26 protein-coding genes are annotated in these 22,544 nt (G+C 67.0%); 7 read left to right on the top strand and 19 right to left on the bottom strand.

Features of this window, described 5'->3' with window-relative positions:
• Positions 1-2: 2 nt before the first annotated feature.
• Positions 3-365: a hypothetical protein gene (locus NDI85_RS08130; protein WP_310915470.1), complete on the top strand. Its 363-nt coding sequence runs from the start codon at positions 3-5 to the stop codon at positions 363-365.
• On the opposite strand, the gene NDI85_RS08135 is transcribed toward NDI85_RS08130, so the two are convergent.
• The 5 genes from NDI85_RS08135 to NDI85_RS08155 form a co-directional block, all read right to left on the bottom strand.
• A complete protein-coding gene (locus NDI85_RS08135; RefSeq protein ID WP_310915471.1) occupies positions 355-717 on the bottom strand; it encodes a hypothetical protein in 363 nt (120 codons plus the stop codon). The genes NDI85_RS08130 and NDI85_RS08135 overlap by 11 nt on opposite strands.
• A gap of 75 nt (positions 718-792) precedes the next feature.
• Positions 793-2,736: an aldehyde ferredoxin oxidoreductase family protein gene (locus tag NDI85_RS08140; protein ID WP_189000751.1), complete on the bottom strand. Its 1,944-nt coding sequence runs from the start codon at positions 2,734-2,736 to the stop codon at positions 793-795.
• A gap of 102 nt (positions 2,737-2,838) precedes the next feature.
• A complete protein-coding gene (locus NDI85_RS08145) occupies positions 2,839-3,807 on the bottom strand; it encodes an ABC transporter ATP-binding protein (RefSeq protein ID WP_229783173.1) in 969 nt (322 codons plus the stop codon).
• A complete protein-coding gene (locus tag NDI85_RS08150; protein WP_189000748.1) occupies positions 3,804-4,778 on the bottom strand; it encodes an ABC transporter permease in 975 nt (324 codons plus the stop codon). Before NDI85_RS08150 ends, NDI85_RS08145 begins: the two co-directional genes overlap by 4 nt.
• Before the next feature lie 44 nt (positions 4,779-4,822).
• Positions 4,823-5,893 carry a substrate-binding domain-containing protein gene (locus NDI85_RS08155; protein WP_310915472.1) on the bottom strand — a complete coding sequence of 357 codons (1,071 nt, stop codon included), beginning with the start codon at positions 5,891-5,893 and terminating at the stop codon, positions 4,823-4,825.
• A gap of 65 nt (positions 5,894-5,958) precedes the next feature.
• On the opposite strand from NDI85_RS08155, the gene NDI85_RS08160 reads away from it, so the two are divergent.
• Entirely contained in the window at positions 5,959-6,666 is a 708-nt protein-coding gene (locus NDI85_RS08160) for a TOBE domain-containing protein (protein WP_189000742.1), read from the top strand.
• 4 nt (positions 6,667-6,670) lie between these two features.
• Positions 6,671-7,762, top strand: coding sequence for a putative sulfate/molybdate transporter (locus NDI85_RS08165; protein WP_189000740.1), 1,092 nt, complete (start codon positions 6,671-6,673; stop codon positions 7,760-7,762).
• A gap of 6 nt (positions 7,763-7,768) precedes the next feature.
• Here the strand turns inward: NDI85_RS08165 and NDI85_RS08170 are convergent, their stop codons facing one another.
• Positions 7,769-7,951 carry a hypothetical protein gene (locus NDI85_RS08170; RefSeq protein ID WP_189000737.1) on the bottom strand — a complete coding sequence of 61 codons (183 nt, stop codon included), beginning with the start codon at positions 7,949-7,951 and terminating at the stop codon, positions 7,769-7,771.
• A 163-nt stretch (positions 7,952-8,114) separates the two neighbouring features.
• On the opposite strand from NDI85_RS08170, the gene NDI85_RS08175 reads away from it, so the two are divergent.
• Entirely contained in the window at positions 8,115-8,513 is a 399-nt protein-coding gene (locus NDI85_RS08175; protein WP_166968283.1) for a hypothetical protein, read from the top strand.
• Positions 8,514-8,527: 14 nt separating this feature from the next.
• Here NDI85_RS08175 and NDI85_RS08180 read toward each other — a convergent pair whose 3' ends face one another.
• The 4 genes from NDI85_RS08180 to NDI85_RS08195 are packed head-to-tail and all read right to left on the bottom strand — an operon-like array spanning position 8,528 to position 14,020.
• The gene (locus NDI85_RS08180) at positions 8,528-9,544 is read right to left on the bottom strand and encodes a cytochrome b/b6 domain-containing protein (RefSeq protein ID WP_189000734.1); all 1,017 of its coding nucleotides are present in this window, start codon (positions 9,542-9,544) and stop codon (positions 8,528-8,530) included.
• On the bottom strand, positions 9,541-9,921 hold the full coding sequence (locus NDI85_RS08185; protein WP_189000731.1) for a hypothetical protein: 381 nt from the start codon (positions 9,919-9,921) through the stop codon (positions 9,541-9,543). The genes NDI85_RS08180 and NDI85_RS08185 overlap by 4 nt, the downstream gene beginning before the upstream one ends.
• On the bottom strand, positions 9,918-10,580 hold the full coding sequence (locus NDI85_RS08190; RefSeq protein WP_189000728.1) for a 4Fe-4S dicluster domain-containing protein: 663 nt from the start codon (positions 10,578-10,580) through the stop codon (positions 9,918-9,920). The genes NDI85_RS08185 and NDI85_RS08190 overlap by 4 nt, the downstream gene beginning before the upstream one ends.
• A gap of 11 nt (positions 10,581-10,591) precedes the next feature.
• Positions 10,592-14,020 carry a molybdopterin-dependent oxidoreductase gene (locus NDI85_RS08195; RefSeq protein WP_310915473.1) on the bottom strand — a complete coding sequence of 1,143 codons (3,429 nt, stop codon included), beginning with the start codon at positions 14,018-14,020 and terminating at the stop codon, positions 10,592-10,594.
• A gap of 243 nt (positions 14,021-14,263) precedes the next feature.
• Here NDI85_RS08195 and NDI85_RS08200 point away from each other — a divergent pair, with 243 nt between their 5' ends.
• Both NDI85_RS08200 and NDI85_RS08205 read left to right on the top strand, forming a co-directional pair.
• Entirely contained in the window at positions 14,264-16,405 is a 2,142-nt protein-coding gene (locus NDI85_RS08200) for a hydrogenase iron-sulfur subunit (protein WP_310915474.1), read from the top strand.
• Positions 16,402-17,028 (top strand): molecular chaperone TorD family protein, encoded by a 627-nt coding sequence (locus tag NDI85_RS08205; RefSeq protein WP_310915475.1) that lies wholly within the window; start codon positions 16,402-16,404, stop codon positions 17,026-17,028. The genes NDI85_RS08200 and NDI85_RS08205 overlap by 4 nt, the downstream gene beginning before the upstream one ends.
• Here the strand turns inward: NDI85_RS08205 and NDI85_RS08210 are convergent, their stop codons facing one another.
• From NDI85_RS08210 to NDI85_RS08220, 3 genes are read right to left on the bottom strand one after another with little or no spacing between them, the layout of a single operon-like run.
• Positions 17,029-17,262, bottom strand: coding sequence for a hypothetical protein (locus NDI85_RS08210; RefSeq protein ID WP_310915476.1), 234 nt, complete (start codon positions 17,260-17,262; stop codon positions 17,029-17,031).
• Entirely contained in the window at positions 17,255-17,530 is a 276-nt protein-coding gene (locus tag NDI85_RS08215) for a hypothetical protein (RefSeq protein ID WP_189000714.1), read from the bottom strand. The genes NDI85_RS08210 and NDI85_RS08215 overlap by 8 nt, the downstream gene beginning before the upstream one ends.
• Positions 17,520-17,678 carry a hypothetical protein gene (locus NDI85_RS08220; RefSeq protein ID WP_189000712.1) on the bottom strand — a complete coding sequence of 53 codons (159 nt, stop codon included), beginning with the start codon at positions 17,676-17,678 and terminating at the stop codon, positions 17,520-17,522. Before NDI85_RS08220 ends, NDI85_RS08215 begins: the two co-directional genes overlap by 11 nt.
• Positions 17,679-17,768: 90 nt before the next feature.
• Between NDI85_RS08220 and NDI85_RS08225 the strand changes: the two genes are divergently transcribed.
• Positions 17,769-18,989 carry a hypothetical protein gene (locus NDI85_RS08225; protein WP_310915477.1) on the top strand — a complete coding sequence of 407 codons (1,221 nt, stop codon included), beginning with the start codon at positions 17,769-17,771 and terminating at the stop codon, positions 18,987-18,989.
• Here NDI85_RS08225 and NDI85_RS08230 read toward each other — a convergent pair whose 3' ends face one another.
• From NDI85_RS08230 to NDI85_RS08255, 6 genes are read right to left on the bottom strand one after another with little or no spacing between them, the layout of a single operon-like run.
• The gene (locus tag NDI85_RS08230; RefSeq protein ID WP_189000708.1) at positions 18,990-19,133 is read right to left on the bottom strand and encodes a hypothetical protein; all 144 of its coding nucleotides are present in this window, start codon (positions 19,131-19,133) and stop codon (positions 18,990-18,992) included.
• 46 nt (positions 19,134-19,179) lie between these two features.
• Positions 19,180-19,527, bottom strand: a complete 348-nt coding sequence (locus NDI85_RS08235; protein WP_189001374.1) for a hypothetical protein — start codon at positions 19,525-19,527, stop codon at positions 19,180-19,182.
• Complete coding sequence (locus tag NDI85_RS08240; protein ID WP_189000706.1) at positions 19,524-19,670, bottom strand: hypothetical protein; 147 nt, start codon at positions 19,668-19,670, stop codon at positions 19,524-19,526. The genes NDI85_RS08235 and NDI85_RS08240 overlap by 4 nt, the downstream gene beginning before the upstream one ends.
• Positions 19,667-19,936 carry a hypothetical protein gene (locus NDI85_RS08245; RefSeq protein ID WP_166968269.1) on the bottom strand — a complete coding sequence of 90 codons (270 nt, stop codon included), beginning with the start codon at positions 19,934-19,936 and terminating at the stop codon, positions 19,667-19,669. Before NDI85_RS08245 ends, NDI85_RS08240 begins: the two co-directional genes overlap by 4 nt.
• A gap of 51 nt (positions 19,937-19,987) precedes the next feature.
• Positions 19,988-20,758, bottom strand: a complete 771-nt coding sequence (locus tag NDI85_RS08250; RefSeq protein ID WP_310915478.1) for a hypothetical protein — start codon at positions 20,756-20,758, stop codon at positions 19,988-19,990.
• On the bottom strand, positions 20,755-22,527 hold the full coding sequence (locus NDI85_RS08255; RefSeq protein WP_396275508.1) for an aldehyde ferredoxin oxidoreductase family protein: 1,773 nt from the start codon (positions 22,525-22,527) through the stop codon (positions 20,755-20,757). The genes NDI85_RS08250 and NDI85_RS08255 overlap by 4 nt, the downstream gene beginning before the upstream one ends.
• Between the last annotated feature and the right edge of the window lie 17 nt (positions 22,528-22,544).

A 22,544-nucleotide genomic window follows, 5' to 3' on the forward strand; every position in this document is an offset into this window, starting at 1 on the left:
CGATGGCCGACCACCCCATCGAGGCGCAACTCGTCCTCCTCGCGGGCACCCGCGCGAGCGTCCCGCTGGACCGTCTCCCCAACTTACTGGAGGGAGCCCAGCGATACGTCGCGGCCCACCGCACGGAGTACGAGCGGCGCTACGAGCGTATCGAGGGGGCCAGAGACGCCGACTACTACTGCGCCGAGACGGGGTACTGGGAGTCGGTCGGCGAGGAGTTGGGATTCAACAGACGGGAGTGGGAGGCGGTGCGGCGCGCGCACGAAGCGCAGTTCGAGCGGGACGGCCGGCGACTCGACAGAGAAGCGGAGTTCGAGTCGACGCTCGAACTCCGCGAAGTCGTGGCCGTCGACGCTACACGCTGAGCGTCTCCAACACCTTCTGGGAGAAGTCGGTCTGTGAGAGGTCGCCGTTGTGGAGGCCGTCGAACCACTCGGCGTCGACGTACCAGTAGCCCCGCACCTCGCCCTCTAAGTCGTGGACGGTGGCCTCGACATCCGCCCCCGACCAGTCGTCGGCGTGGAGGTCACGCAGGACGTTGATGACGCGGCCGATCTCCGAGTGGGGGACCGACCCCGGTTCGGCCGCGATGGACTCGTAGGTGACCGCGTAGGTGTTCTCGTCGGCGCGCTCTTCGAACGTCTGTACGTAGACGCCGTGGCTCGTCAGTCGGGACTCGACCTGGAACTCGAAGTCGTCGAACTCGTCTTTGTGCATCAGTACTCACCACGTCTGCGGTTCACTCCGTTCACCGCGTCGGTCCGAGGGAGTTCCCCGACGGTCACTCCCTCGCTAGTCGTCGCTCGGTGCGGCCGCGCCGCCGGAACTGACGCCGGTGCCGGGGCCGACGTCGATGCCGAGGTCGTCGAGTTTCTCGTCGGGAACGACGCCGTCCTCCCAGTCCCGGACCTCGTAGTACTCGGCTTTCAGTTTGTCCAGTTCGGCGAGTTCGCCCTCGGAACCGCCCTGTGCGGGGATGGCGTTCTCGTTGCCCTCGACGAAGCGGTCCGGCAGGTCGTCGTCGCTCCCGTCGAAGCCCACGAGGTTGTTGTAGTAGCGTTCGAGGTTGTAGATGCGCTCGCCGGCCTCCATCAGGTCCTCCTCGCCGACGTCCAGTCCGGTCATGCCGTTGTACTGGAGGACGTACTCCTCGATGCCCTCCGCGAAGGCGTTGAACTTGCAGATGTCGAACGAGTCGCTGATGGCGTGGAGGTCCTGGAAGGTGGCACACAGTTCGCCCTTCCCCTCCCACTCGCGCGGGTCGACCTTCTCGGGGACGCCGAGAATCTCGGCAGCCGGGGTGTAGCCCCGGAGGTGGCAGGCCCCGCGATTCGAGGTGGCGTAGCCGATGGCCATCCCCTTCATGCAGCGGGGGTCGTAGGCGGCCATCGTCTGGCCCTTCACCGCCAAGGAGTTCTCGCTGGCGTCGAACTCCTCGGCGAGGTGGCTGGGGCCCTCGGCGAGGTGGTCCGCGAGTTCGCCGTCGCGGTGGCCGATGGCGTCGATCATGTCTATCATGGTGTCGGCGTCGCCCCAATCCAAGCCGTCCCCGAGGCCGTCGAGTTTGCCCTGCTCGGTCATCTCCATGGTCATCGCCATGGTGTTGCCCACGTCGATGGTGTCGACGCCGACGTCGTTACACCGTTCGAGCATCACGGCGATCTTATCGCGCTCGACGTGCCCGGAGTTCGGGCCGAGCGCCCACGCCGACTCGTACTCGTAGGACTCGGTGCGGACGTTCATCTCCTCGCCCTTGTGCATCGCCTGCACCTCGACTTCCTTCTTGCAGGCGACCGGACAGGAGTGACAGGTCGGCTCGTCGACGAGGATGTTCTCCCGGACGTTCTCACCGGAGACGTCCTCGGAGTCGATGATGCGCTCGCCGTTGCCCTCCGTCTCGGACATCGACCGGGTCGAGGAGTACTTCGCGTTCTTCGTCGGGAGCCCGTCTATCTCCTCGGTGAGGTTCATCAGGACGTTGGTGCCGTACAGCGAGAGGCCCCCCTCGTTCGGGCCGGTGATGTCGGACTCCTGGATGACCTGCATCGCCTGCTTGTGGCCCTCCTGGAACGTCTCCTTGTCCTTCGGTTTGGGCATCTTCGTCGGGGACTTGACGACGACGGCTTTGAGGTTCTTGTTGCCCATCACACAGCCAGTGCCGCCCCGTCCGGAGGCCCGGTCGTCCTCGTTGATGATACAGGCGTACTTCACCTCGTTCTCGCCGGCCGGCCCGATGGCCATCGTCGAGAGGTTCTTGCCGTAGGCCCCCTCCACCTCGTCTTCGATCTCCTCGATGGTGTCGTGGATGCCCCAGCCCCACATGTGTGAGGCGTCGCGGAGTTCGACTTCGCCGTCCTCGACGACGGCGTACACCGGATGGTCGGCCTGCCCCTCGAACAGGAGGCCGTCGAACCCGGCCCACTTCAGGCGCGCGCCCGACCAGCCGCCGTGGTGTGAGTCGGTGACGGTGCCCGTCAACGGCGACTTCGTACAGATGGCGATACGGCCGCTCATCGTCACCTGTGTCCCCGTCAGCGGCCCGTTCACGAACGCCAGCAAGTTGTCCGGACCGAGAGGGTCGACGTCCGGCCCTTGGTCGAAGACGTACTTTACACCCAAGCCGCGCGCGCCGATGTACTTCTTCGCGTCCTCCTCGTCTATGCCTTCGTAGGCGACATCACCCTCGCCGAGGTCGATTCGCGCCACGTGGTCCTGAAAGCCGCCGAGGTCAGTCATGAATATCTATGTTAAATCGGGCGCCGACTACACTTAACGGTTTACACTAGTTTGGCTACAGCCGTGGCTATTCGATGCCCGCCGGACGCTGGCGGGCGGCTATCAGCAGACGTGGAGTCGGTCGCGGGGGAACGAGACGCCGACCGTCGCTCCCTCGTCAGGCGGTTCGTCGGCGAACGCCTCGACGGTCACGCCGTCGAAAGCGAGCGTCACGCGGCTGGTCGCGTCCTCGCGGACGACCCGTTCGACGGTCGCTTCCAGGTCGCCGCTGCCGCCGTTGAGTCGGACCGCCTCTGGGCGGACAGCGACGTGACTGTCCAGCGAGCCGTCGCCGTTCAGCAGCGCGGCCAGCGACGGGGCGGCCGACAGGTCGACGACGTTCGAGCCCGTGAAGTTCGCCACGGTCGGCGACTCGGGCCGTTCGAATATCTCCTCGGGGGACCCTCGCTGGACGACCCGTCCGTCACGCATCACGGCGATGCGGTCCGCGATGGCCCGAGCAGTCGTTCGGTTGTGGGTGACGTAGAGCGCCGTCACGTCGGCCAGAATGTCGGCGAGGTCGTCGCGCAGCGACTGTCGAGTCGGCACGTCAAGCGCGGCCAGTGGCTCGTCCAGCAGCATCACGTCGGGTTCGACGGCCAGCGAGCGGGCAAGCGCGACCCGTTGTCGCTCGCCGCCCGACAACGTCGGCGGGTACCGGTCGAGCAGGTCGCCGACGCCGAGGTCGGTCAGGAGGGCCGCCGCGTCGGGCGTCCCCTCGTGGTAGCGAGCCCCGTACTCGACGTTCTCGCGGACGGTCATGTGCGGAAAGAGCGCGTAGTCCTGGAACACGAAGCCGAATCCTCGCTGTTCCGGCGGCCGGTCGTGCAGCGGGTCGCCGTCGCGGGTGACGACCCCCTCGTGGTCGTGGAAGCCCGCGATAGTCTCCAAGAGAAGCGTCTTGCCGCTGCCGCTGGGCCCCAACACGACGAGCGTCTCGCCGCTGTCGACTTCGAGGCTCGCGTCGACGGTGAACGCCTCGGCCCCGTCGGCGGTGAACGTCGACGCGACGTCGGCCTGCAAGAGACTCACGCGATTCCCCCCGAGGTGTCGTTGGTCAGGTACCTGACGACGAGGAAGATGAGCGCGGACACGCCCAACAGGATGAACGCGACCGCGCCGCTCTCGGCTAAGCCGCCCTGTAGGTAGGTGCTGTAGACGAACACGGGCGCGTGCTGGGTGGTCACCTTCTCCCCGGCGGGGAGATAGAAGAACTCCACGCTGTAGGCGACGACGGCGACGGCCCCGAACTCGGAGACAGCACGGGCCCACGCCAGCACGCCGCCGGTGACCATGCCACGGACCGCCAGCGGGCCGGTGACCCGGCGGAACGTCTCCCAGCGGTTGGCCCCGTGGATTCGGGAGGCGTATGAGAGCCGGTCGTCGATGGCCTCGAACGCCTCGCGGGTGGCGTTGACCGCGTAAGGGGCCGAGACGAACACCATCGCCAGCACGACGCCGACCATCGTACCGAGTATCGATAGCTGCGGGAAGGCTCCGCCCTTACCGAACCCGAAGAGGATGAGGATCCCGGCGACGGAGTGGGGCACCACCAGCGGGAGGTCGACGAGGCTCTCGACCAGCGGTTGGCCGGCAAAGCCCTCGGCCAGCAGGTGTGCCAGCGGGATGCCGAGCAGGAGACTCACGATCGCCGCCAGCAGCGGGCCGTACACGCCCAGATACAGCATCCGGTGGACGTCCGGGCTGACCGCCTTCTCGGCGATTATCGACGGCTGCTGGCGGGCGACGAAGAGGAACAGCGGCAGCCCGAGCGCGACCAGTAGCACGCTACTGATGGTGGCCGAGGCGACCGCGAACGACGAGCCGTCCAGCAGGTACGCAGTCACCGCCGTGCTCCCGATCATGAAGTAGGCGTACCACGTCGGATGGCCCGCGGTGTAGGTGGCAGCGAACGCCACCGCCTGAACGAGGATGAACGCCAGTACCTGCGGTGTCCGACCGAGCCGCTTGCCGTCGAAGCGTCGTTCTGTCTCAGTTGCCATCGTGGGTCGTGCTGGGTAGCTCGTTCATGAGTCGTCGCCGGGATCTACAGCTCCAAGGGGCCGAGAGTGGACTTGGCGCTGGCGACGTCCATCACGGAATCGGGTACTGCGTCCTGCCCGCTCTCGGGCACGACGATGGGGTCGACGGGGACCAGCCCCTTGTTCTGGAGAATCTCCCGGCCGGATTCGGTGGCGAAGGACTCTATCCACTGTGCGCCGCGGCCCGGGGCCTCGGCGACGTCGGGTACCGTGAGCCCGTACGCGATGGGCGCGCCAGTGAAGGTCCCCGAGTCGGTCTCGACCTCGGCCTTCGCGTAGTGTTCGGCGTACTTGCTCGTCGCCTTCGAGAGGTCGACCTCGGGTTGGAGGTCGACGTAGGGCATGTCGGCGGTGCTGGAGATGGACTGGTAGTAGAAGGCGTAGTCGAGCGCGCCGCTCTGGAGCTGGCCCTTGAGTTTGGTCTCGGTCCCAGTCGGCACCGTCGAGTTCTCTCGCATCTTCTCGAAGGTTGCCTCGTCGTACAGTCGTTCGCCGTCCAGCGTCTCCTTCCCGAGTTGCTGGGTCATCACCGCGCGGTAGCCGCCGGGGTCGACTGCCGGGTCCGCATGGCCGACTGTCACGTCGTCCCGGGTGAGAATCTCCCACCAGTTGTCCGCCGAGATCTCGTCCGCCCCGGGCGAGTCCTCGCGGTACTGTATCGACATCGAGTTCGTCGTGAAGATGGCGTACCAACTGCCGTAGTCCGGCAGGATGCGGTTACGGATGAGTCGGAAGTCGGAGACCCCCAGCACGTCCGCCGTCCGGCCCTGCTGGGTTATCTTCTGCGTCGAAGCGACCGATCCCTTCGGTTCGCGGTTCACGTCGACGCCGAACTCCTCCTCGAACCCAGGTTCGGCCTCGCTGAACGGCGGCGCGAGCGACCCGGCGTGGAAGATAGTCATCGAGTCGGCCATCCCGCCGCCGGACGTGGTGGATGTCGTGCCGCCTTCCCCGCCATCGCTCTCGCCGTCGGTGTCACCGCTCCCGCCGTCGCCGCTACACCCTGCGAGGCCGAGGGCAACTGTCGCCCCGACGCTCCCGAGGAAGGTGCGTCTACTGCGTCGCTGTTTCGACATGGATACATCGGTATTGTTACCAATCGTTCATAATGGTTTTCCCGGACGGCGTGACAATTGGTTGTATGGACGCCAGCGTCGACGCACAGTTACAGTCTGACGGCGTCGCCTTCACCGCGGCCGACGCCGAGTTGCTCCGGGCCATCCGAGACGCCGGGTCGGTCGCCGGAGCGAGCGAGGCCCTCGGTCGCTCTAGAGCGCGGGCACTGGACCGCATCGAAACGCTGGAGGAGGCCTACGGCCCGCTCGTCGAGCGACGACGCGGCGGTGCGACCGGCGGCGGGAGCGACCTGACCGAGACGGCCGCGTCGCTCCTCTCGCGGTTGGCCCGCCTGCAAGCGACGCTCGCGGGGACAGCCAGCGTCGAGGAGTGCGTGATTCCGGGTCGGGTGACCGAACGGGACGGCGAACTCGGCGTCGTCGCTACCGATGCCGGCGACCTGCGGGCCCGACTGGTAGCGCGGGACGGCGGCGACGTGCCTGAGGTGGACTCGCCGGTACAGGTCAGCGTCCGGTCGGACGCGGTGACGCTGCACGCGCCAACGGACGCGCCTGCCGCCGGGGGTACGAGCGCGCGAAACCGGTTCGAAGGGACCGTCGTCGGCGTCGACGCGGGCGAGACTATCGTCTGTGCGACCATCGATATCCGGACGCCCGACTCGCTGTCGGCACTGCTCACGCACGAGAGCCTCGACCGACTCGACCTCCGCCCGGGGAGTCGCGTCGTGGCCTCGTTCAAAGCGACCGCCACCCGTGCGATAGCGGCCGACTGAGTCGATGGCCTTCTCTATCGACTACCGCGAGGACACTCGGTTCGACGTGGCGTGGCACGAGGTCACCGGCGCCGTCGGCGACTCCGCGACGGTCCTGCCGGTGGTCGTCGCCGTCGCGATGCTGACCGACCTCTCGCTGCCGGTGATGTTGCTGTGGTTCGGTGCCATGCAGGTGGTTTGGGGGCTGTACTACGGGATGCCCGTCTCCGTCGAACCGATGAAGGCACTCGCGGCGCTCGTCGTCGCCGGGGCCGTCTCGACCGGGGAACTGGTCGTCGCCGGCCTGTTGCTCGGCGTCGTCCTGCTCGGCCTCGGGTGGACCCGGACCCTCGAAACCGTCGAGCGATACGTGGGGACTGTCGTCGTCCGGGGCGTCCAGTTCGGCGTCGCGCTCGTCCTGTTCGAGACGGGCCTCGGACTGGCGGGCGGGGACCTGCGACTGGCGGCACTCGCGGTCGGGGTCGCCGTCGCGTTGACCGTCGGCGGCTACCGCTCGGTGAGCGCCCTCGCCGTGTTTGCCGTCGGCGGGGTCGTCGCCCTCCTGTCGAGTGGGATGCCCACACCGGCGCTCCCGTTGCCCGACGCGATGCTCACGCTCCCGGCGGCGGACCTGACGGTCAGAAGCGTCGAGGCCACGCTGGCGCAACTGGCGATGACCGTCGGGAACGCGGCGCTGGCGACGTCGGTGTTGCTCGGGGACTACTTCGACGGCGACGTCTCGGCCGACCAGCTATCGACGAGCATGGGCGCGATGAACCTGCTTGCGGTACCGCTGGGCGGCTTTCCGATGTGTCACGGGAGCGGCGGCGTCGCCGGAAAGTACGCTTTCGGCGCGCGGACGCCGGGTGCGAACGTCGTCCTCGGCGTCGGCTACGCGCTCGTCGCGGTGCTCACGGTGGGACTGGTCGCCGCGTACCCGACTAGCGTCCTCGGCGTCATTCTGGCGCTCGTCGCAGTACAACTCGGTCGGACGGGCCTCGGCGAGGCGGATTCGACGCTCCCAGTCGTCGCTATCGGCGTCCTCGGCGTCCTGACCAACCTCGGCGTCGCCTTCGTCGTCGGTATCGTCGGCTACCACGCGCTCGGCGAGCGGTGACGCCCGCTACGCGAGGAACTCCACGCCCAGTGCGAGCAAGAACACCAGTGCGACGAGCATCGCCGACACTTGGAGCCACCGCGACCCGGTCTCTTCCGTGTCCGATACCACCTTCGCGAGCGCCCCCAGCCCGACGACGGCGACGCCGACGGCGAGGACGAGGTATATCGCGTCGAGTATTCCCGCCATGTGTTGACAGTACACGTAGCATCGGTAACAAATTTTCCCCCGCCCGACAGCTCCGGCCGGCCGTCAGCACCCACGGACCGACTTCAGCGGGTTCGGTGGCTGGTGCGGAGTGTGCTACCAGCCTGCACAACAGTCATACCGCAGTACACCGTACGGTCTCGACATGCGGCTGGAACTGCGGGTCTGTAAGCACTGTTTCGAGGGAGACCACGGCAACGAGCAGAAGACGGCCGTCACACAGGACATGGTCGCCTGCGCCCGGCAGGTCCGGGAGTACAAGGACCTCGTCGGCCTCGACGGCGTCTACGTCACGATGGTCGAGGAGGGCGACCCCGGCGGCGCCGAGGCCCTGAACGTCATCGTCGCCAGCATCGAGGGCGACCAAGTGGCGCTGTCCGATACACAACTCGTGATGGAAGACGGCGACGGGAACATGCTCGTCTACCCCGAACCGAAGGACATCCTGCAGGTGCTGACACGGAACCTAGACCAGATACAGGAACAGACACGGCAGGACGTCGGCGTCGACCTCTCGCCGGAAGGGAAAGCTATCGTCTCCTGAAGAGACGCGCGGCCTCAGTCGTCCGATGGGTCCTCGCGTCCGCCGTCGGTGGCGGCGGGTCCTTCGCGTTCTTCCTCCATCTGGCGCTCCCAGCGGATGCGCAGGACGTTGCCGTACATCGAGAGGACGAGCCCGACGCCGAGCACGAGGATGCCGACGTTGATACCGATGGTCAGCAGGACGCTCGTCGGCCCGCCGCCGATGGCGAGTTCACGGGGCACCGGATAGCCCTCGTCGAAGATGCTCCCGACGAGCACCGAGACGATACCGATGACGGTCAGCGCACCGAATATCGAGGACATCGTCCGCCACGAGGGCGAGAGCGACAGGCGCTCGATACCGGTCGTCTCCGGTTCCTCGTCCTCGTCGGCGTGGTACTCGGGCACCATACTCCGGGGGATGAACGCCTTCGTCTCGACGGGGTAGAACGCGGGATGGAACCCGTGTTCGAAGACGTGGAACATGACCCCCATCAGCATGATGACCCCGAGCAGACCGTGGAACGTGACGAACGCCATCGCGGCGGCCTTCGTCTGGAACATCGCCGCCAGCCCCGTCTTGCTCCAGATGAGCAGGCCGGAGATGGCAAGCAGCGTCAGTTCGATAGAGAAGATGAACACGACGCCCTTCCCGATGTAGGACAGGAGCGGCACCTCGTCGGCCTTGTAGCCGGCGAACTGCCGGGCGTTGGGGTGACGTTCGTCGGCCCGGCCCAGCATGAACTGGACGTCCTGTACGAACGCGTCGACGTCGTCCTTGTTCGGGAGTATCTGGCTGAAGTTCCCCCGCCCGGTCGGCGAGATTATCTGCAGGACGACCCAGAACACGATGAGCGCGATGAGGGCGATACCGGTGAGACGGTGGATAGCCGTGACGCCGCTGGCGCCGCCCATCGCCGCGAGCAGCCACCACAGTTCGTCGTTGAACATGATGGCGTAGCCGGTGAAAAACAGCAGGAACACGTCTAGCCCGAGTAGCGAGTGGAACAGCGTCGTCACCCGCGTGAACTTCCCGTGGTCGAGATTGCTCATCCTTGCTCACCCCCGTCGGCGGCGACGGCCTCGCCGCGCTCCTCGCCCGGCTGGCGCATCCGGTCGGCCAGCCGACGGAACGCCGCCCAGTGGAGGAACACCATCACGAGGATGAACGCCCCCATCAGCACGTCGGCGGCGTGGACGAGCGCGATGAGGAAGTCGAGCGCCGGGATGGTGTTGCCGAACACCCAGTCCGATCCGATGCCGCCGCCCTCGACGCTCGGGTTGACCCGGTACAGCGACTCGTAGAAGACGTCGAACCCCTGTGCCCACCAGACCGACAGCCCCGCGACGAGGAGGCCGACGACGGCACTGATGGCCACGTGTGACCGGGCGTAGCCAGACACCTCCGGCGTCTCCTGTCGCCCGCTCATTGGAACTCACCCGACTCTTCGCCGAAGATGATGTTCATCGCCTGGTCGTTGAAGAACACCCCGCTGTCACGGTGTTCCAGTTCGTCGGCGATCTCGCTCGGCGTCCCGACGAGGATGGCGTCGGTCGAACACTCCTCGGCGCAGGCCGGCCCCTTGCCGACGTCCTGCCGTTCCTCGCACATGGTACACTTGTCCATCGTGTTGCCGCCGCCGACGAGGTTCGCGGCACCGGTCCCCTGGTCGGGGAACTGCGGGGCGCCGAACGGGCACGCCGAGAGGCAGTACTGACAGCCGATACAGAGATCGTCCCGGACGCGGACGAAGCCGTTGTCCTTCTTGATGAGGGAGTCGGTCGGACAGACCGAGACACACGGCGCGTTCTCGCAGTGGTAACACTGCATCGGGATGGCCGTCTCGCCGGGGTTCTCGCCCTGCTCCATCGCCCGGCCGCTACTGGCGTTGAACCCGGGGGCGCCCTCCTGTCCTTCGAGCATCGTGGCGATGCTGATACGTTGCTCGTCGCGGGGGACATCCCACGTCCGCTTACACGTGACGACACAGCCGCCACAGTCGATACACGCTTCGACGTCCGGGAAGATACGGGCGTCCTCGCCCGTACTCATGACGCCGTCGCGCATCACTTCGTTTCCTGTTGACATGTCATATCACCTCATTGCACCGTCGAGTTGTCGCGGACGTCGAAGTCTTTCTGCGTGCCGATGTCGTTGCGGTCCTGCGGGAACTGTAGGTCGACGTCCATGTTGAGGTCGTTCAGCAGGCTCTGTGTGGCCGGTCTGACGGCGACCATCGCCACTTTCGTCTCCTGCATCTGGGTCTCGACGTCGTAGCCACGCGACGTGATGGCGTTCGCCGAGTCCCCGATAGCGTAGGGGACGGTTCCGTCGGGGTACTTGTCCTCCAGACTGTTGCCCTTGAAGACGCCGGCCCAGTGGAACGGGAGGAACACCTCCCGGTCGTTGGGCCGGTTCGTGACCCGGGCCTTGACGAGCACCGAGCCACGGTCCGTCGAGGAGATGACGATGAGGTCGCCCCCGTCGACGCCGAGGTCCTCGGCCATGTTCGGCGTTATCTCGGCGTACATGTGGGGCTGGAGGTCGGCCGTGTGGATGTTCGACCGCGTCTCCGAGCCACCACCCTGATGTTCGACCTGCCGGCCGGTGGTCATGATGGTGTCTAAGTCCGGCCCGTCGCTCTGGTTGTGGATGATGTCCATCGCGCGCTGCTGTTCCTCGGCGTTGTTCTGGTCTAAGCGGTAGAAGTTCCGCTGTTGGCCGTTCGCGGGCCACTCTTCGACCAGTTCGGGGAACGGACTCTCGATGGGTTCGCGGTGGACCGGCACCTTGTCGAGGAAGTTCCAGACGACGCCGCGCGCGCGGCCACGACCGGTCGGCGCGTCGACCTGCCGGAAGTCGTACTGCTCGTAGAAGGACGCGTCGATGTCCTGGGTCTCCTGGACGTACTGGGTGAACTCCTCGCTGGTCGTCCCGGTCCACTCGAACTCGGGGTTGTCGATTTCGAGGGCCGGTTCGTTCTGGCCGCTTCCGTATCCCAGCGGGTCGTTCAGATGCAACGCGGCGGTGTACACCGACCCGTTCTTCGACAGCGCGTGTTGCTGTGGGATAGTGAGTTGGTCGGCCCGGGTCTGTTTGCCGGGATCCAGCAGGCTCTCGGGGAACGTCGTCTTCCATCCGGGGTACTCCGGGACGCCGTGGAGCAGGCCGTCCTCGGCGGAGTCACGCGGGCCCGCCCACTCGGGGTCGTACGGGGCGCGAGTCAGGTCGAGCGCCGCTTCCTGACTCTCGTAGCGGTCCCCGACCGCGTCCAGCGTCGCCTCGAACGGATACGGGTCCTCCGTGGGCATCGCGTCCCACTCCTCGGGCGTCGGCGCCTGCACGCCCCATCTGGTCCGGAAGTCCTGTCCCCCGTTGTTGGGGTTCAGGTCGTCGTTCCAGATGATGGGCGTGCCCGGATGGCCCTCGCCCCAGCAGGGCCACGGGAGCATCCAGTACTCGCCCTCGACGGGCGTCCCTTTCGCGCCACGCAGGGTCTCACTGGAGAACGCGTAGTCGTACTCCAGATGCTGCTGGAGGCGTTCGGGGTCCTGCCGGTAGCCGATAGTCATCGTGCCGAGGTTGAACTCCCGGACGACGGCCTCGTAACTCGCCTTTCCGTTGTGGATCTCCTCGCCCTCGCCCCAGTCGAAGTGCTCGCCGAAGCCCAGCGCGGCGGCCAGTTCCTGCATTATCTGCAGGTCCGGCTTGGAGTTGTGGGCCGGCGGGCGCACCGGTTGTGACCACTGGGTCGCCCGGTGCGTGTTGGTCAGCGAGCGGTAGTGTTCGTACTGACTGGAGGCCGGCAACAGGAGGATTGGCGGGCCCTCCTCGAAACTCGGGAGGACGCTCGCCACCGAGGGGAACACGTCGCAGACGACCAGCAAGTCGAGGTTCTCCATCCCCTCTTTCATCTGCTCCATCTCGCTGATGGAGTTCGCGGAGTGCCCCCAGAAGAACGCTATCTTCACCTGATCTGGCTGGTAGATAGGCGTCTCCTGATACCGTATGTCCTGCGGCAGTGCGGCCTCGAACCACCGGGCGACCGTCAGCCCGTTCTGGAACATCATCGAGTTGTCCGCCGGGAACGAGGCGTCGATGTCCTCGTTGCCCTCCGCGACGGCGCTCTGCCGGACGTAGAGGTCCTCCGGCATCAACTCGAACTTGTCGTACAGCTCGCGGAACGAGGTGGACCCGCTCGTGTAGGGGCTCTTGTCCCACACGTCGGCCCACCACGACCAGCCACCGGGGCTCAGGCCGTAGTACCCCGGCAGGATGTGGCTCGCGACGGCGAGGTCGGTCGCTCCCTGCACGTTGGCGTGGCCACGCATCACCTGCAGACCGCCGCCGCTCCGGGCCGCCGACCCGGAGGCCAGACTCAGTTCGGCGTACGAGCGGATGTTCTGGGTCCCGTTGTTGTGCTGGGTCCCGCCCATCGCCCACTCTATCTGGACGTGCGGGCGGGCCTCGTGTATCATGTCACTGATGCGCTGGATGTCCTCGACGTCGACCCACGTGATTTCCGAGACCGTCTCTAAGTCGTACTGGTCGAGTTCTGCCGCGACGTCTTCCCAGCCCTGTACCCGGTCTGTGAGCATGTTCTGCCCGGTGTCGTCGGCGTCCGGGTCCATCGCGAGGCCGTGGCGGTCGCGGAGGTCCTTGATGACCCCCATCATCAGCGCCACGTCGGTGCCGGGCCGGAACCGGACGAACTCGTCGGCGTGAGCCGCCGTCTTCGTGAACCGCGGGTCGAGGACGAGGATGTCCCCGCCCCGCTTCTGCCCCTCGAGGATATGCTGCATCGCGATGGGGTGGGCCTCGGCCGGGTTCTGCCCGACGATGATGTCGAGGTCGAAGTTCCGGTAGTCGTTGACCGTGTTGGTCATCGCCCCGTAGCCCCACGTGTTCGCGAGGCCGGCCACCGTCGTCGAGTGGCAGATACGCGCCTGATGGTCGACGTTGTTCGTGCCCATGAACGCCGCCAGTTTCCTGATGGCGTAGGACTCCTCGTTGGAGTGGTGGGCGCTGCCGAGCAACATCACGCTCTCTCTGCTGTGTTCTTCGTCTACGTCCACCGCATCGCTGGGCGAGACATCCGAATCCGGCCAGAGCGCACGAATGTCGGTGGCGAGGCGGTCGTAGGCCTCGTTCCACCCGATCTTGCGCCACTCGCCGTTCTCCTGAATCATCGGGTGTTTCAGGCGCTTCTCTGAGTGTTCGGTCTCGTAGATGCCGGCGCCCTTCGAACAGAGCGACCCGGCGTTTACCGGGTGTTCCTTCCACGGTTCCATGCCGACGAACGAGTCGCCCTCACGTTCGCCGTGGAACCCGCACCCGACCGAACAGTAGTTGCAGATGGTCTTCGAAAGCTCCGTGCCCGTATCCGCACCCTCCGGCTCGTCACCTGTACTCTGAAGCGCCTGTCCGGCGCCACTGACCCCGAGTGCGACCGCACCTGCGAGTGCGCTCGCCTTCATGAACGACCGTCTGTCGAGGTCTAACGAAACTGGTTCTTGCTGTGTACTCATGGTATGTTCTCCCCCGCTTTTCTTTCACCGCGGTACGACGCCATCGGGACTATATACATTGTCAACTCCTACCTTGTCAATAGTTACCAGCAATCTATAATAAAACATCGTGAACATTTCATGTCGCTCTGGCGGCATTTTTTGGCAAACCTAAACCAGAAGACGGTAACCCGGCCCTTACAGGCAGTTAGGCGGTGAAATCACCCGCAAACGATATCACTTTGCCATGTTTTTTCATGTATAATGAACACAGGTGCCTTCGTGTGTTCGTGTGGGGGCTCGTGCGACATCGACCTGGAGACGGTCCGCGAGGGCGTCTCAGGGGTCGACGTAGTCGCGAGTTCCGAGTTGCTCTGTCAGGACGGGCGCGACGCGATGTCGAAAGTCATCGACGGCTACGACCTGGACCAACTCATCGTGACGACGCCCGAACCGTCGTGCCAGGACCGAATCCGGTCGCTGGCCGACGACCACGGACTCCACCCGGACGCGACACAGTTCGTCGACCACAGAGAGACCAACGCGTGGGTCCACGGCGAGGCCGAAGCGACGGAGAAGACGGCCCGACTCATCAACGCCAAGCAGGCGGGCCTCCAGCACGAGGCCATCACCCGGAGCGTCTCGAAAGACGCGGGCAACCGCGTGGCCGTCGTCGGTGACGCCGACGCCGCGACATCGCTCACCGAGGCGGCCGACGTGACACTCATCGCCGACGGGCGCGAGTTCGCCGAGGTCGAAGGACTCGGCGACGTGACCGTCGAACGCGGCCGCGTCGTCGGCGTCGACGGCTCGTTCGGCGAGTTCGAACTCACGCTCGAAGCCCGAGTCACCGACGACTGCATCGACTGCATGGCGTGCGTCCACGAGGGCCCCGACGGGATGGTCACCGAGTACCCCGTCGACATCCACCCTGACGCCCCGGAGGGCGAGTGGCCCGACTGCTGTCCGACCGACGCCATCGACCTCGACGGGGTGACACGCACTGTCGAGTTCGACCAGATACTCTATCCCGGCGGCCGCGACGACGCGCGGGGCGGGCGACTCGGCTACTACACCGGCCCAGTGGACGCAGGGACTATCGCCGCCGTCGAGTCCCAACTCGGCGGCATCGAGAAACCGCAGTTCCTCGATTTGGAGATGGACGTCTGTGCGGCCGGCGCGTCGAGTCAGGAGGGGTGTACGGCCTGTGTCGACGCCTGCCCGCACGGCGCGGTAGACCGGCCCACCATCGACTCGGTCGAGTTCGACCAGACGGCCTGTCAGGACTGCGGGGCGTGTACGAGTGCCTGTCCCACCGGCGCGACGATGCTCCGAGAGCCCTCCAACGAGCGCATCGCGCGCGAGGTGGAGGCGCTACTGGAGGGCGACGAGGCCGACGGCGGCCTGCTCTCCCGGGGCACGGCACCGGCCATCGACACGCAGGTCGTCGCGTTCGTCTGTTCGGAGTACGCGGCCGAACGCCTCCGCGCGCACGGACGCCGTGCCGCCCGCAGCGACGACGACCTCGACTACCCGCCCATTCTGCCGGTCCGAGTCAACTGCACCGACACCGTCGGCGAGGCCCACGTCATGCACGCGCTGGCGGCGGGGGCCGACGGCGTCGCTATCGTCGGGTGTGGTGGCTCGTGTCTCCACTCCGGGCCGGACCCGAAACGGGACCTCGTCGACCGACTCAACCGAGCGACGCAGGACCTCGGCCTCGGGAAGCGCGTCGGCTTCTTCGCCCCCGAAGCCGGGAACCCAGCGGCGTTCGTCGAGGCCATCTCCGGGTTCGTCGAGTTCGGGTTAGACGAGACGCCGGTGCCCGCTGGCGACTACGAGGCGACCGGGCGCATCGACGCCGACTGGGGGACAGAGCGGGCCAACCCATCCTTCGACAGTCACGGCTGGACCCTCGAAAGTGTGCGGACCATCCTCGACCACGTCGACCCCGACCGGGAGGTGATTCGCGGTCTGAAAGACTTCGGCCTGATGGAGGTGAACGACGCCTGTACGCTCACGCCGACGTGTACGAATCTCTGTCCCACCGACGCCATCCGGCGGACCGGCGAGGGTGAGTTGCAGTTCAACCACGAGCGGTGTGTCAACTGTGGCCTCTGCGAGGAGGGGTGTCCGGAGACGGCCATCACGATGGAGACGGGGCTGAACCTCGGTCTCCTCCCGGAGAACCGCGACGGCGAGTCGTGGCAGACCGTCCACGAGGACGAGATGATGGAGTGTGTCCGCTGTGGCAAAGCGTTCACGAGCGTCGCCTCCGCGGAGAAGATAGCGGAGGAAGTCGGCGAGGTGGTCGCGGGACTGGCACCCGAGTCCGAACACAGCGTCTTCGAGTACTGTGGCGACTGTCGGAGCCACCTGCTGTTCGATCAGGGGGGTCGACGATGAACGACGCGGCCGTCTACGAGGCGCGCCTCGAACTGATAGACTTCGTCATCGAAGTGTTCTGGGACACGCCCAGCGAGGCGTTCGTCGAGAAGTTGCTCGGCGACGAAGTGGCGTTGCCCGAGGAGTCGATCAACGACCCGATGGACGAGGGATTCGAGATGCTACAGACGTGGTTGGACGAACAGGCGGGCCGCGACCCGTCGGTCGTCCAGACGGAACTGGAGCGAGAGTACACCGACCTCCTCGTGGGACCGCGCCCGCCGGTGTTGCCTCACGAGACGCACTACCGGGACGACACCGAGTTCATCGGCGAAGGGCTGGCGGAGGTCGAAGCCAGTTACGGCGCCGCCGGGTGGTCCTCGCCGGAGGAGTACCCCGAGGAGGACGACTTCATCGCCGTCGAGATGGCGTTCCTCCGCTACCTCGTCGACGCACAACGAGCGGGACGGGAGGAGACGGTCGGCTTCGAGCGGGTGTTCCTGAACGAACACCTGAACGCGTGGATAGACGACTTCGTCGCGGAGATGCGCGGGGAGGCCGACGACGGCCTGTTCCTCGCGGCGGCGCTGGTCTGTCAGGGGCTGGTCGAGTTCGAGAACGACATCGTCGGCCAGATAGGGTAGCTACCGAGCCCCGGCGACGAGGCCGACGCCGGAGACGAAAGCGACCGCAAGCAGGGCCTTCACCGTCGGGACGAGCAAGGCGAGCGCCTGTTCCATGAGAAAAAGCGAGCGCCAGGTCCCGACCGTCTCGGCGTAGATAGCAATAGCGCCCGCGCCGGCGACGAGGATACAGAGCAGGGTCACCGAAGCGGCCGCGGTCAGGCCGAGCAGGTTGCCCTGCAAGCGCTCACGCATCGGGAATCACCCGCCGACCGACGACGAGGACGACGAACAGTGGTATCAGTACGACCAGCAACCGGCTGACGAACAGGCCGACGAAACTGATGGTCGACTCGAGGTGGATGGCCCAGTGCCACGTGCCCTTTATCTCGGCGAGGAGGCCGACAGTCCCGACGACGAGCAACGACAGCGCCAACAGGGCCGCCAGCACGTACACGGTGATACGGACGTAGCCGAGGAGCGTGGCGGCGTCGAACCGCTCCCCGGACTGCTCAGTCGCCACGGTCCACCTCCGAACGGTAGTGTTGTCTATATATATCGTAGGTGATGACGGCGACGACGACGACCCCTATCGCGAGGAACACGGCACCGGTATCCGGGGATAGCGGGAGGTCTATCCCCGTCCGAGAGTGTATGGGTGTGAGCCCCATACACACCAAGTACGGCACGAGCGGCAAAACGGTTGCGAACGTATTGGGTCGGTAAGGTTTTTCTTCGGCAGGCCCCTTCCTCGGGGTGACATGCCATCCCGTCGGGACCTGCTCTATCGCCTCGCGACGATCACCGGCGCGGCCGGCCTCAGCGGCTGCTCGAACTTCCTCGCCCGCCGTGCGGCGTCCCCGACCGCCGACCTCCCGCCGAATCCGCGGGCCGGGTCCCTCCCACAGAGCCAGCACACGTGGAACGACCGCCTCAGGACCGACAGCGAGGACAACCCGCTGTTGCCCGAACACTTCCGACTGTTCCTGTTGGACCTCGACGCCGACCCGACGGAGGAGGCCGCCCGCACCGTCGAACTGGCGATGCGGACCCTCGAAGAGGCCTACGAGTTCCGAAGCGACGGGCTCCTCCACATGCTCGGGTGGGGGACGGCGTACTTCGAGCGCCTCGGGCGACTCGGCGACTCGCCGATTCGCCACCCGACGGTCGTCTCCCGGACCGACGACCCCGAACTCCTCTCGTACGACGCCATCCTCGTCCTCGCGAGCGACGTCCCCTCACAACTGGAGGCCACCGAGTCGGCGATGTTCGGTGCGCGGTCCAGTCTCGGCGGCGTCACGGTCGAAGAGCGACTGGGTGACGTGTTCACCGTCGGCGAACGGCGGACAGGCTTTTTCGGCGAGGGGCTCCCGGCCCAGCACGCCAACGCGGAGGGCGTCCCGAACGACATCCCCAGCGACGTCCCGAACTTCACGGGCTTCTTCTCCGGGCGTGCTGGCACGCAGGCCTCCGAAGAGCGCGTCACCATCTCGGACGGTCGCTACGCCGGCGGGACCACGATGCACCTCTCGCACCTGCGGGAGTCGCTGGATAGCTGGTGGGCGATGGCGGAAGCCGACCGCGTCACGCAGATGTTCTCTAGCGAGTTCTCGCCCGAGGACGTAGCCGGGCACGGACCGCTCGACTTCGCCGACGCTGTCACCGAACACGCGAGCGAGACGGGGCGGGTCGGCCACTGGGAGAAGGTGGCACGGGCGCGCAAGGACGGCGAACCGCTCCTGTTACGTCGAGACTTCAACAGCGTCGACGGCGGCCACGCCGCGGTGCAGTTCCTCTCGCTCCAGCGGAAACTGGCCCACTTCGAGGAGACACGCGACGCTATGAACGGGTGGTGGTTACAGGACGAACACCCCGACATCCAGGACGAACAGCACAACGGCATCCTGGAGTTCATCGAGGTGCTGTCGCGGGCGAACTTCTACGTCCCGCCGCGTGACCGGCGGGCGTTCCCCGACGCCTGATTACTCCTCGTCGGTCAGCGATATCTCGCCGTCGACTTCGCCCTCGTTGACGTCGATGGGCCAGACGCCGTGGTCCCAGACTTCGTACCCCTTGAACGTGTCTGTGGCTCCTTTCGGGCGCCAGTCATTGTCTTCGTGAGCCATGGTATATCACACCATTGTGCGTCCAGTGAGTTAACGTTTCCCCGCGTCACTCGGTCGGCGGTGCGTTCGGCGGGCGTTCCTCGGACGCCGCCTCTTCGAGGAAGGCGTTGGCGTAGAGGTCGACGTGCATCTTCAGCACGTCGCTCTCGTCGACGTCCCGCCCGTCGGCTTGCCGTTCGAGGAACGCGGCCAGTTCGTCGGTCGGGTCGTACGTCACGGCCCGGCCCTCGAGGTCGAACTCGACCTCGTGGGACTGTGAGACGAGATGTTCTATCTCCAGTAACGACTGCTCGACTTTCGTCTCGAGCGCCTCGTCGATGTCCTGCATCATCTTCTCGCCCCAGCGTTCGGCGGCCTCGTAGAGGCGGTCGCTGACCTCGAAGGTGTACATCAGAACGACACCCCCTCGTCCGCGGTGAACTCGGGCGTCCAGCGCGTCGTCTCCTCACACACCGGACAGTGCTCGCGACGGGGCTGTTCGTCGAGCGTCGAGAGATCGATGAGTTGGCCACACTCCTCGCAACTGTAGTACGTCATCGCTCGGACGGCGGCCACGCTTCCGGCCCCGGACTCGTCTCGGACACCTCGGAGTACAGCACCACCAGCACGCCCAGAAGGACGGCCAGTACGACGACGCCGGCGATGCCGCCGACGGCGGTCTGTCCCACGAAGTCGCCCGTGTTGATCGCGGCCCAATCGAACGTCCCCATCACGTTCAGCAGCGACAACAGGAGCCACACGAAGGCCCCCATGACGACGAACGTGAGTATCTTCGACTGTTGCAGTGCAGTTCTGAGGGTCATGTGTCGGCCTCTAGGTATTACCATGCGGTGCGTTACCAAAAAGGTCACCCGTCACTCGGGGTCCTCGGTGAGGCCCCAGTCGGCCTTCTGGGCCGCCGTCGAAAGCGGCACGAACTCCCAGTCTGCTTGCTCGGCTATCGATGCTTCCTCGGGGAGGCCGACGACGACCATCCGCTCGGCGAAGAACATGGAGTGTTCGTCGATGTCCGCGAGTCGCTCGCCGGGCGACTGGCCCGACCCGCTGAAGAAGTCCACGTCGACGCCGTGGTCGCGCTGGAACTTGCTGATGACGAACGTCTCGACGTCGCCGACGATGCCGAGCCAGTCGGTCCACGTCTTCGCGTCCCGGATGGCCAGTTGCGGGTCCGCGAGTCGCTGGGCCGCCGCGTAGGTCAGCGCCATCGTCATGTCGTCGATACCGCCGCCGTGCGGACCGCTCGCGGCCTGTTCGTCGGCTGCGTCCGGGTGTTCGGGGGCGTCCGCCGGCGTGCCGGCGTCGGCGGCGGCCCCGCCGCCCGCGCCGCCGCTCTCGACCGGGATACCCGCCGGCTTGTCCTTGTTCTCCCGCGGGACGTGCGGGACGGGGCCGGCGCTCGCGTCCGCGGCGTCTGGGTCGTCCGGCCCGTCGACGTCCGTCGCTCCGGCCCCGTCCACCGCGCTCTCGCCGGCGTCCGGCGTCACGGTCGAGGGCGTCTCGACCGCTCCGGCGTCGGGTTCCTCGCTCGGGTCGCCCTCGCCGCGCCAGAACCAGTCGCCGCGGTTCGGGCCGTCCTCGTCGTCCGATTTCACGTCCAGTTCGTCGAGGTCGATTTCGTCTGTCATGGCTCTGAGAGCGGTGTCTCGGCGAGCGACGTCTCGTCGTCGACGGCCTCGTCCAGTCCGAGGCGGGCGACCGTCGCACGGGCGGGCCGGCCGTCGGCCCCCCAGCCCCGGCGGCGGTAGTAGGCGTCGAGCATCGCCTCGAACCGTGCTGGCTCGACGGCCGCCCCGGCGTTCGGTCCCGATTCGAGCGGGTCGCGCAGGACGGCGGGCAGTTCGTCGTCGGCCCGGGAGACGCCCTCGCGGACGTTGAACAGGCGCGTGAGGTTCCACACCCGTTCGCCGACGGTCCGCAGGTCGCCGTCGACGTCGAGACCGACGGCCTCGACCCACTCGGCGCCCAAATCGTCGAACACGTCGCCGACGAAGTCGTCCACGACGAGACACCACAGCACGGAGCGCTGGTCCTGTTCGCGGACGACGGCGGCGGCCGCTCGCTCGGGCGACCAGTCCTCGTCGAACGCCTCGCGCTCGACGGTCCGGGCGCGCCGGTGGCAGGCCCCCCGGTCGCTCGTCGCGTAGGCCAGCGCCATGCTCTGTGCGCCCCGCGGGTCGTAGGCCGGCAATTCCATCGCCTTGACCGTCGGGACGAGGCCGGCCCCGCCGTAACGCTCGGCGGCCGCGTCGACCCCGCCCGCGAGTGCGTCCCCGAGGTCGGTCTCACGGGCGGCGATCTCTCGGAGGAGCGTGCGGGCGCCGTCGGGGTCGCCGAAGGCGAGGTCCCGGTCGACGTGGCCGGCGTCGGCGGCCTTGATGGCCCACGCGACGGCGCTCCCGGCGCTGATGAGGTCCATCCCGAGGCGGTCGCAGGTCTGGCCCAGCGCCGCGACGGCGTCGAACTCGTCGATGCCGAGCGCGGCCCCCAGACTCATCGCCGACGCGCCGCGGGGGACGTGGTCGCCCTCGTCGGTCTCGACCCGGAACCCGCCGGGGTTCTCGTCGTCGTCGTACTCCCGGCCCGCCGCCAGCGCCTCGACGGCGCTGATGCCCACCGCGTCGGCCCCCTCGAACTGGCCGTCGGTCCAGCCGCGGGTCGAGAGCGCCCCGACCTCGTTGGCGAAGTCGACGCTCTCGACGGTGCCGCTGGATTCGAGCCAGCGGCCCGTCGCCGTCTCGCGGTACGCCTCCGCGTAGGACTCCCGCAGGGCGTCCAGTCCTTCGGGCGGGTCGCCGCGCGCGACGACGGCTTTCAACCGCTTCGACCCCATCACCGCGCCGGCACCGCCCCGGCCCGCGTGGTGGTCGCCGGCGTCCGAGGCGATGGAGGCGAAGGCGACCCGCTGTTCGCCCGCCGGGCCGATGCAGGCCACCGCCGCGTCCGGGAACGCCGCCGCCGTCTCGACGGTGTCGTCGCCCCACGTCCGGGCGGGTTCGACCGTCGCGGACCCGCCCTCGACGACGATTCGGACCGGGGCGTCGGCCCGCCCGGTGACCAGCAGACCGACGTTCTCGCCCAGCGCCCCGGCGAGGGCGTCGGGGAACTCGCCGCCGGCGTAGGAGTCGAGGAACCCGCCGGTCAGCGGCGACTTCGTGACCGCCGCGTAGCGGGACTCGCCGGGCAGGTACCCCGAGAGCGGGCCGAGCATGAACAACAGGGCGTTTCCCGGCCCGAGCGGGTCCGTCCCGGCGGTCAGTTCGTCGTAGAGGTATCTAGCCCCCAGTCCCTTCCCCCCGACGTACTTCCGCCGCCATTCGTCGGGCACCCGAACGCTCTCGGCGGCCCCGCCCGAGAGGTCGACCCGAAGGAGACGCCCGGGCGTGTCGAGTGTCATGATATATCATACGGCTG

It is taken from the genome of Haloarcula sp. S1AR25-4 (assembly GCF_031624555.1).
Taxonomy (GTDB): domain Archaea; phylum Halobacteriota; class Halobacteria; order Halobacteriales; family Haloarculaceae; genus Haloarcula; species Haloarcula pellucida.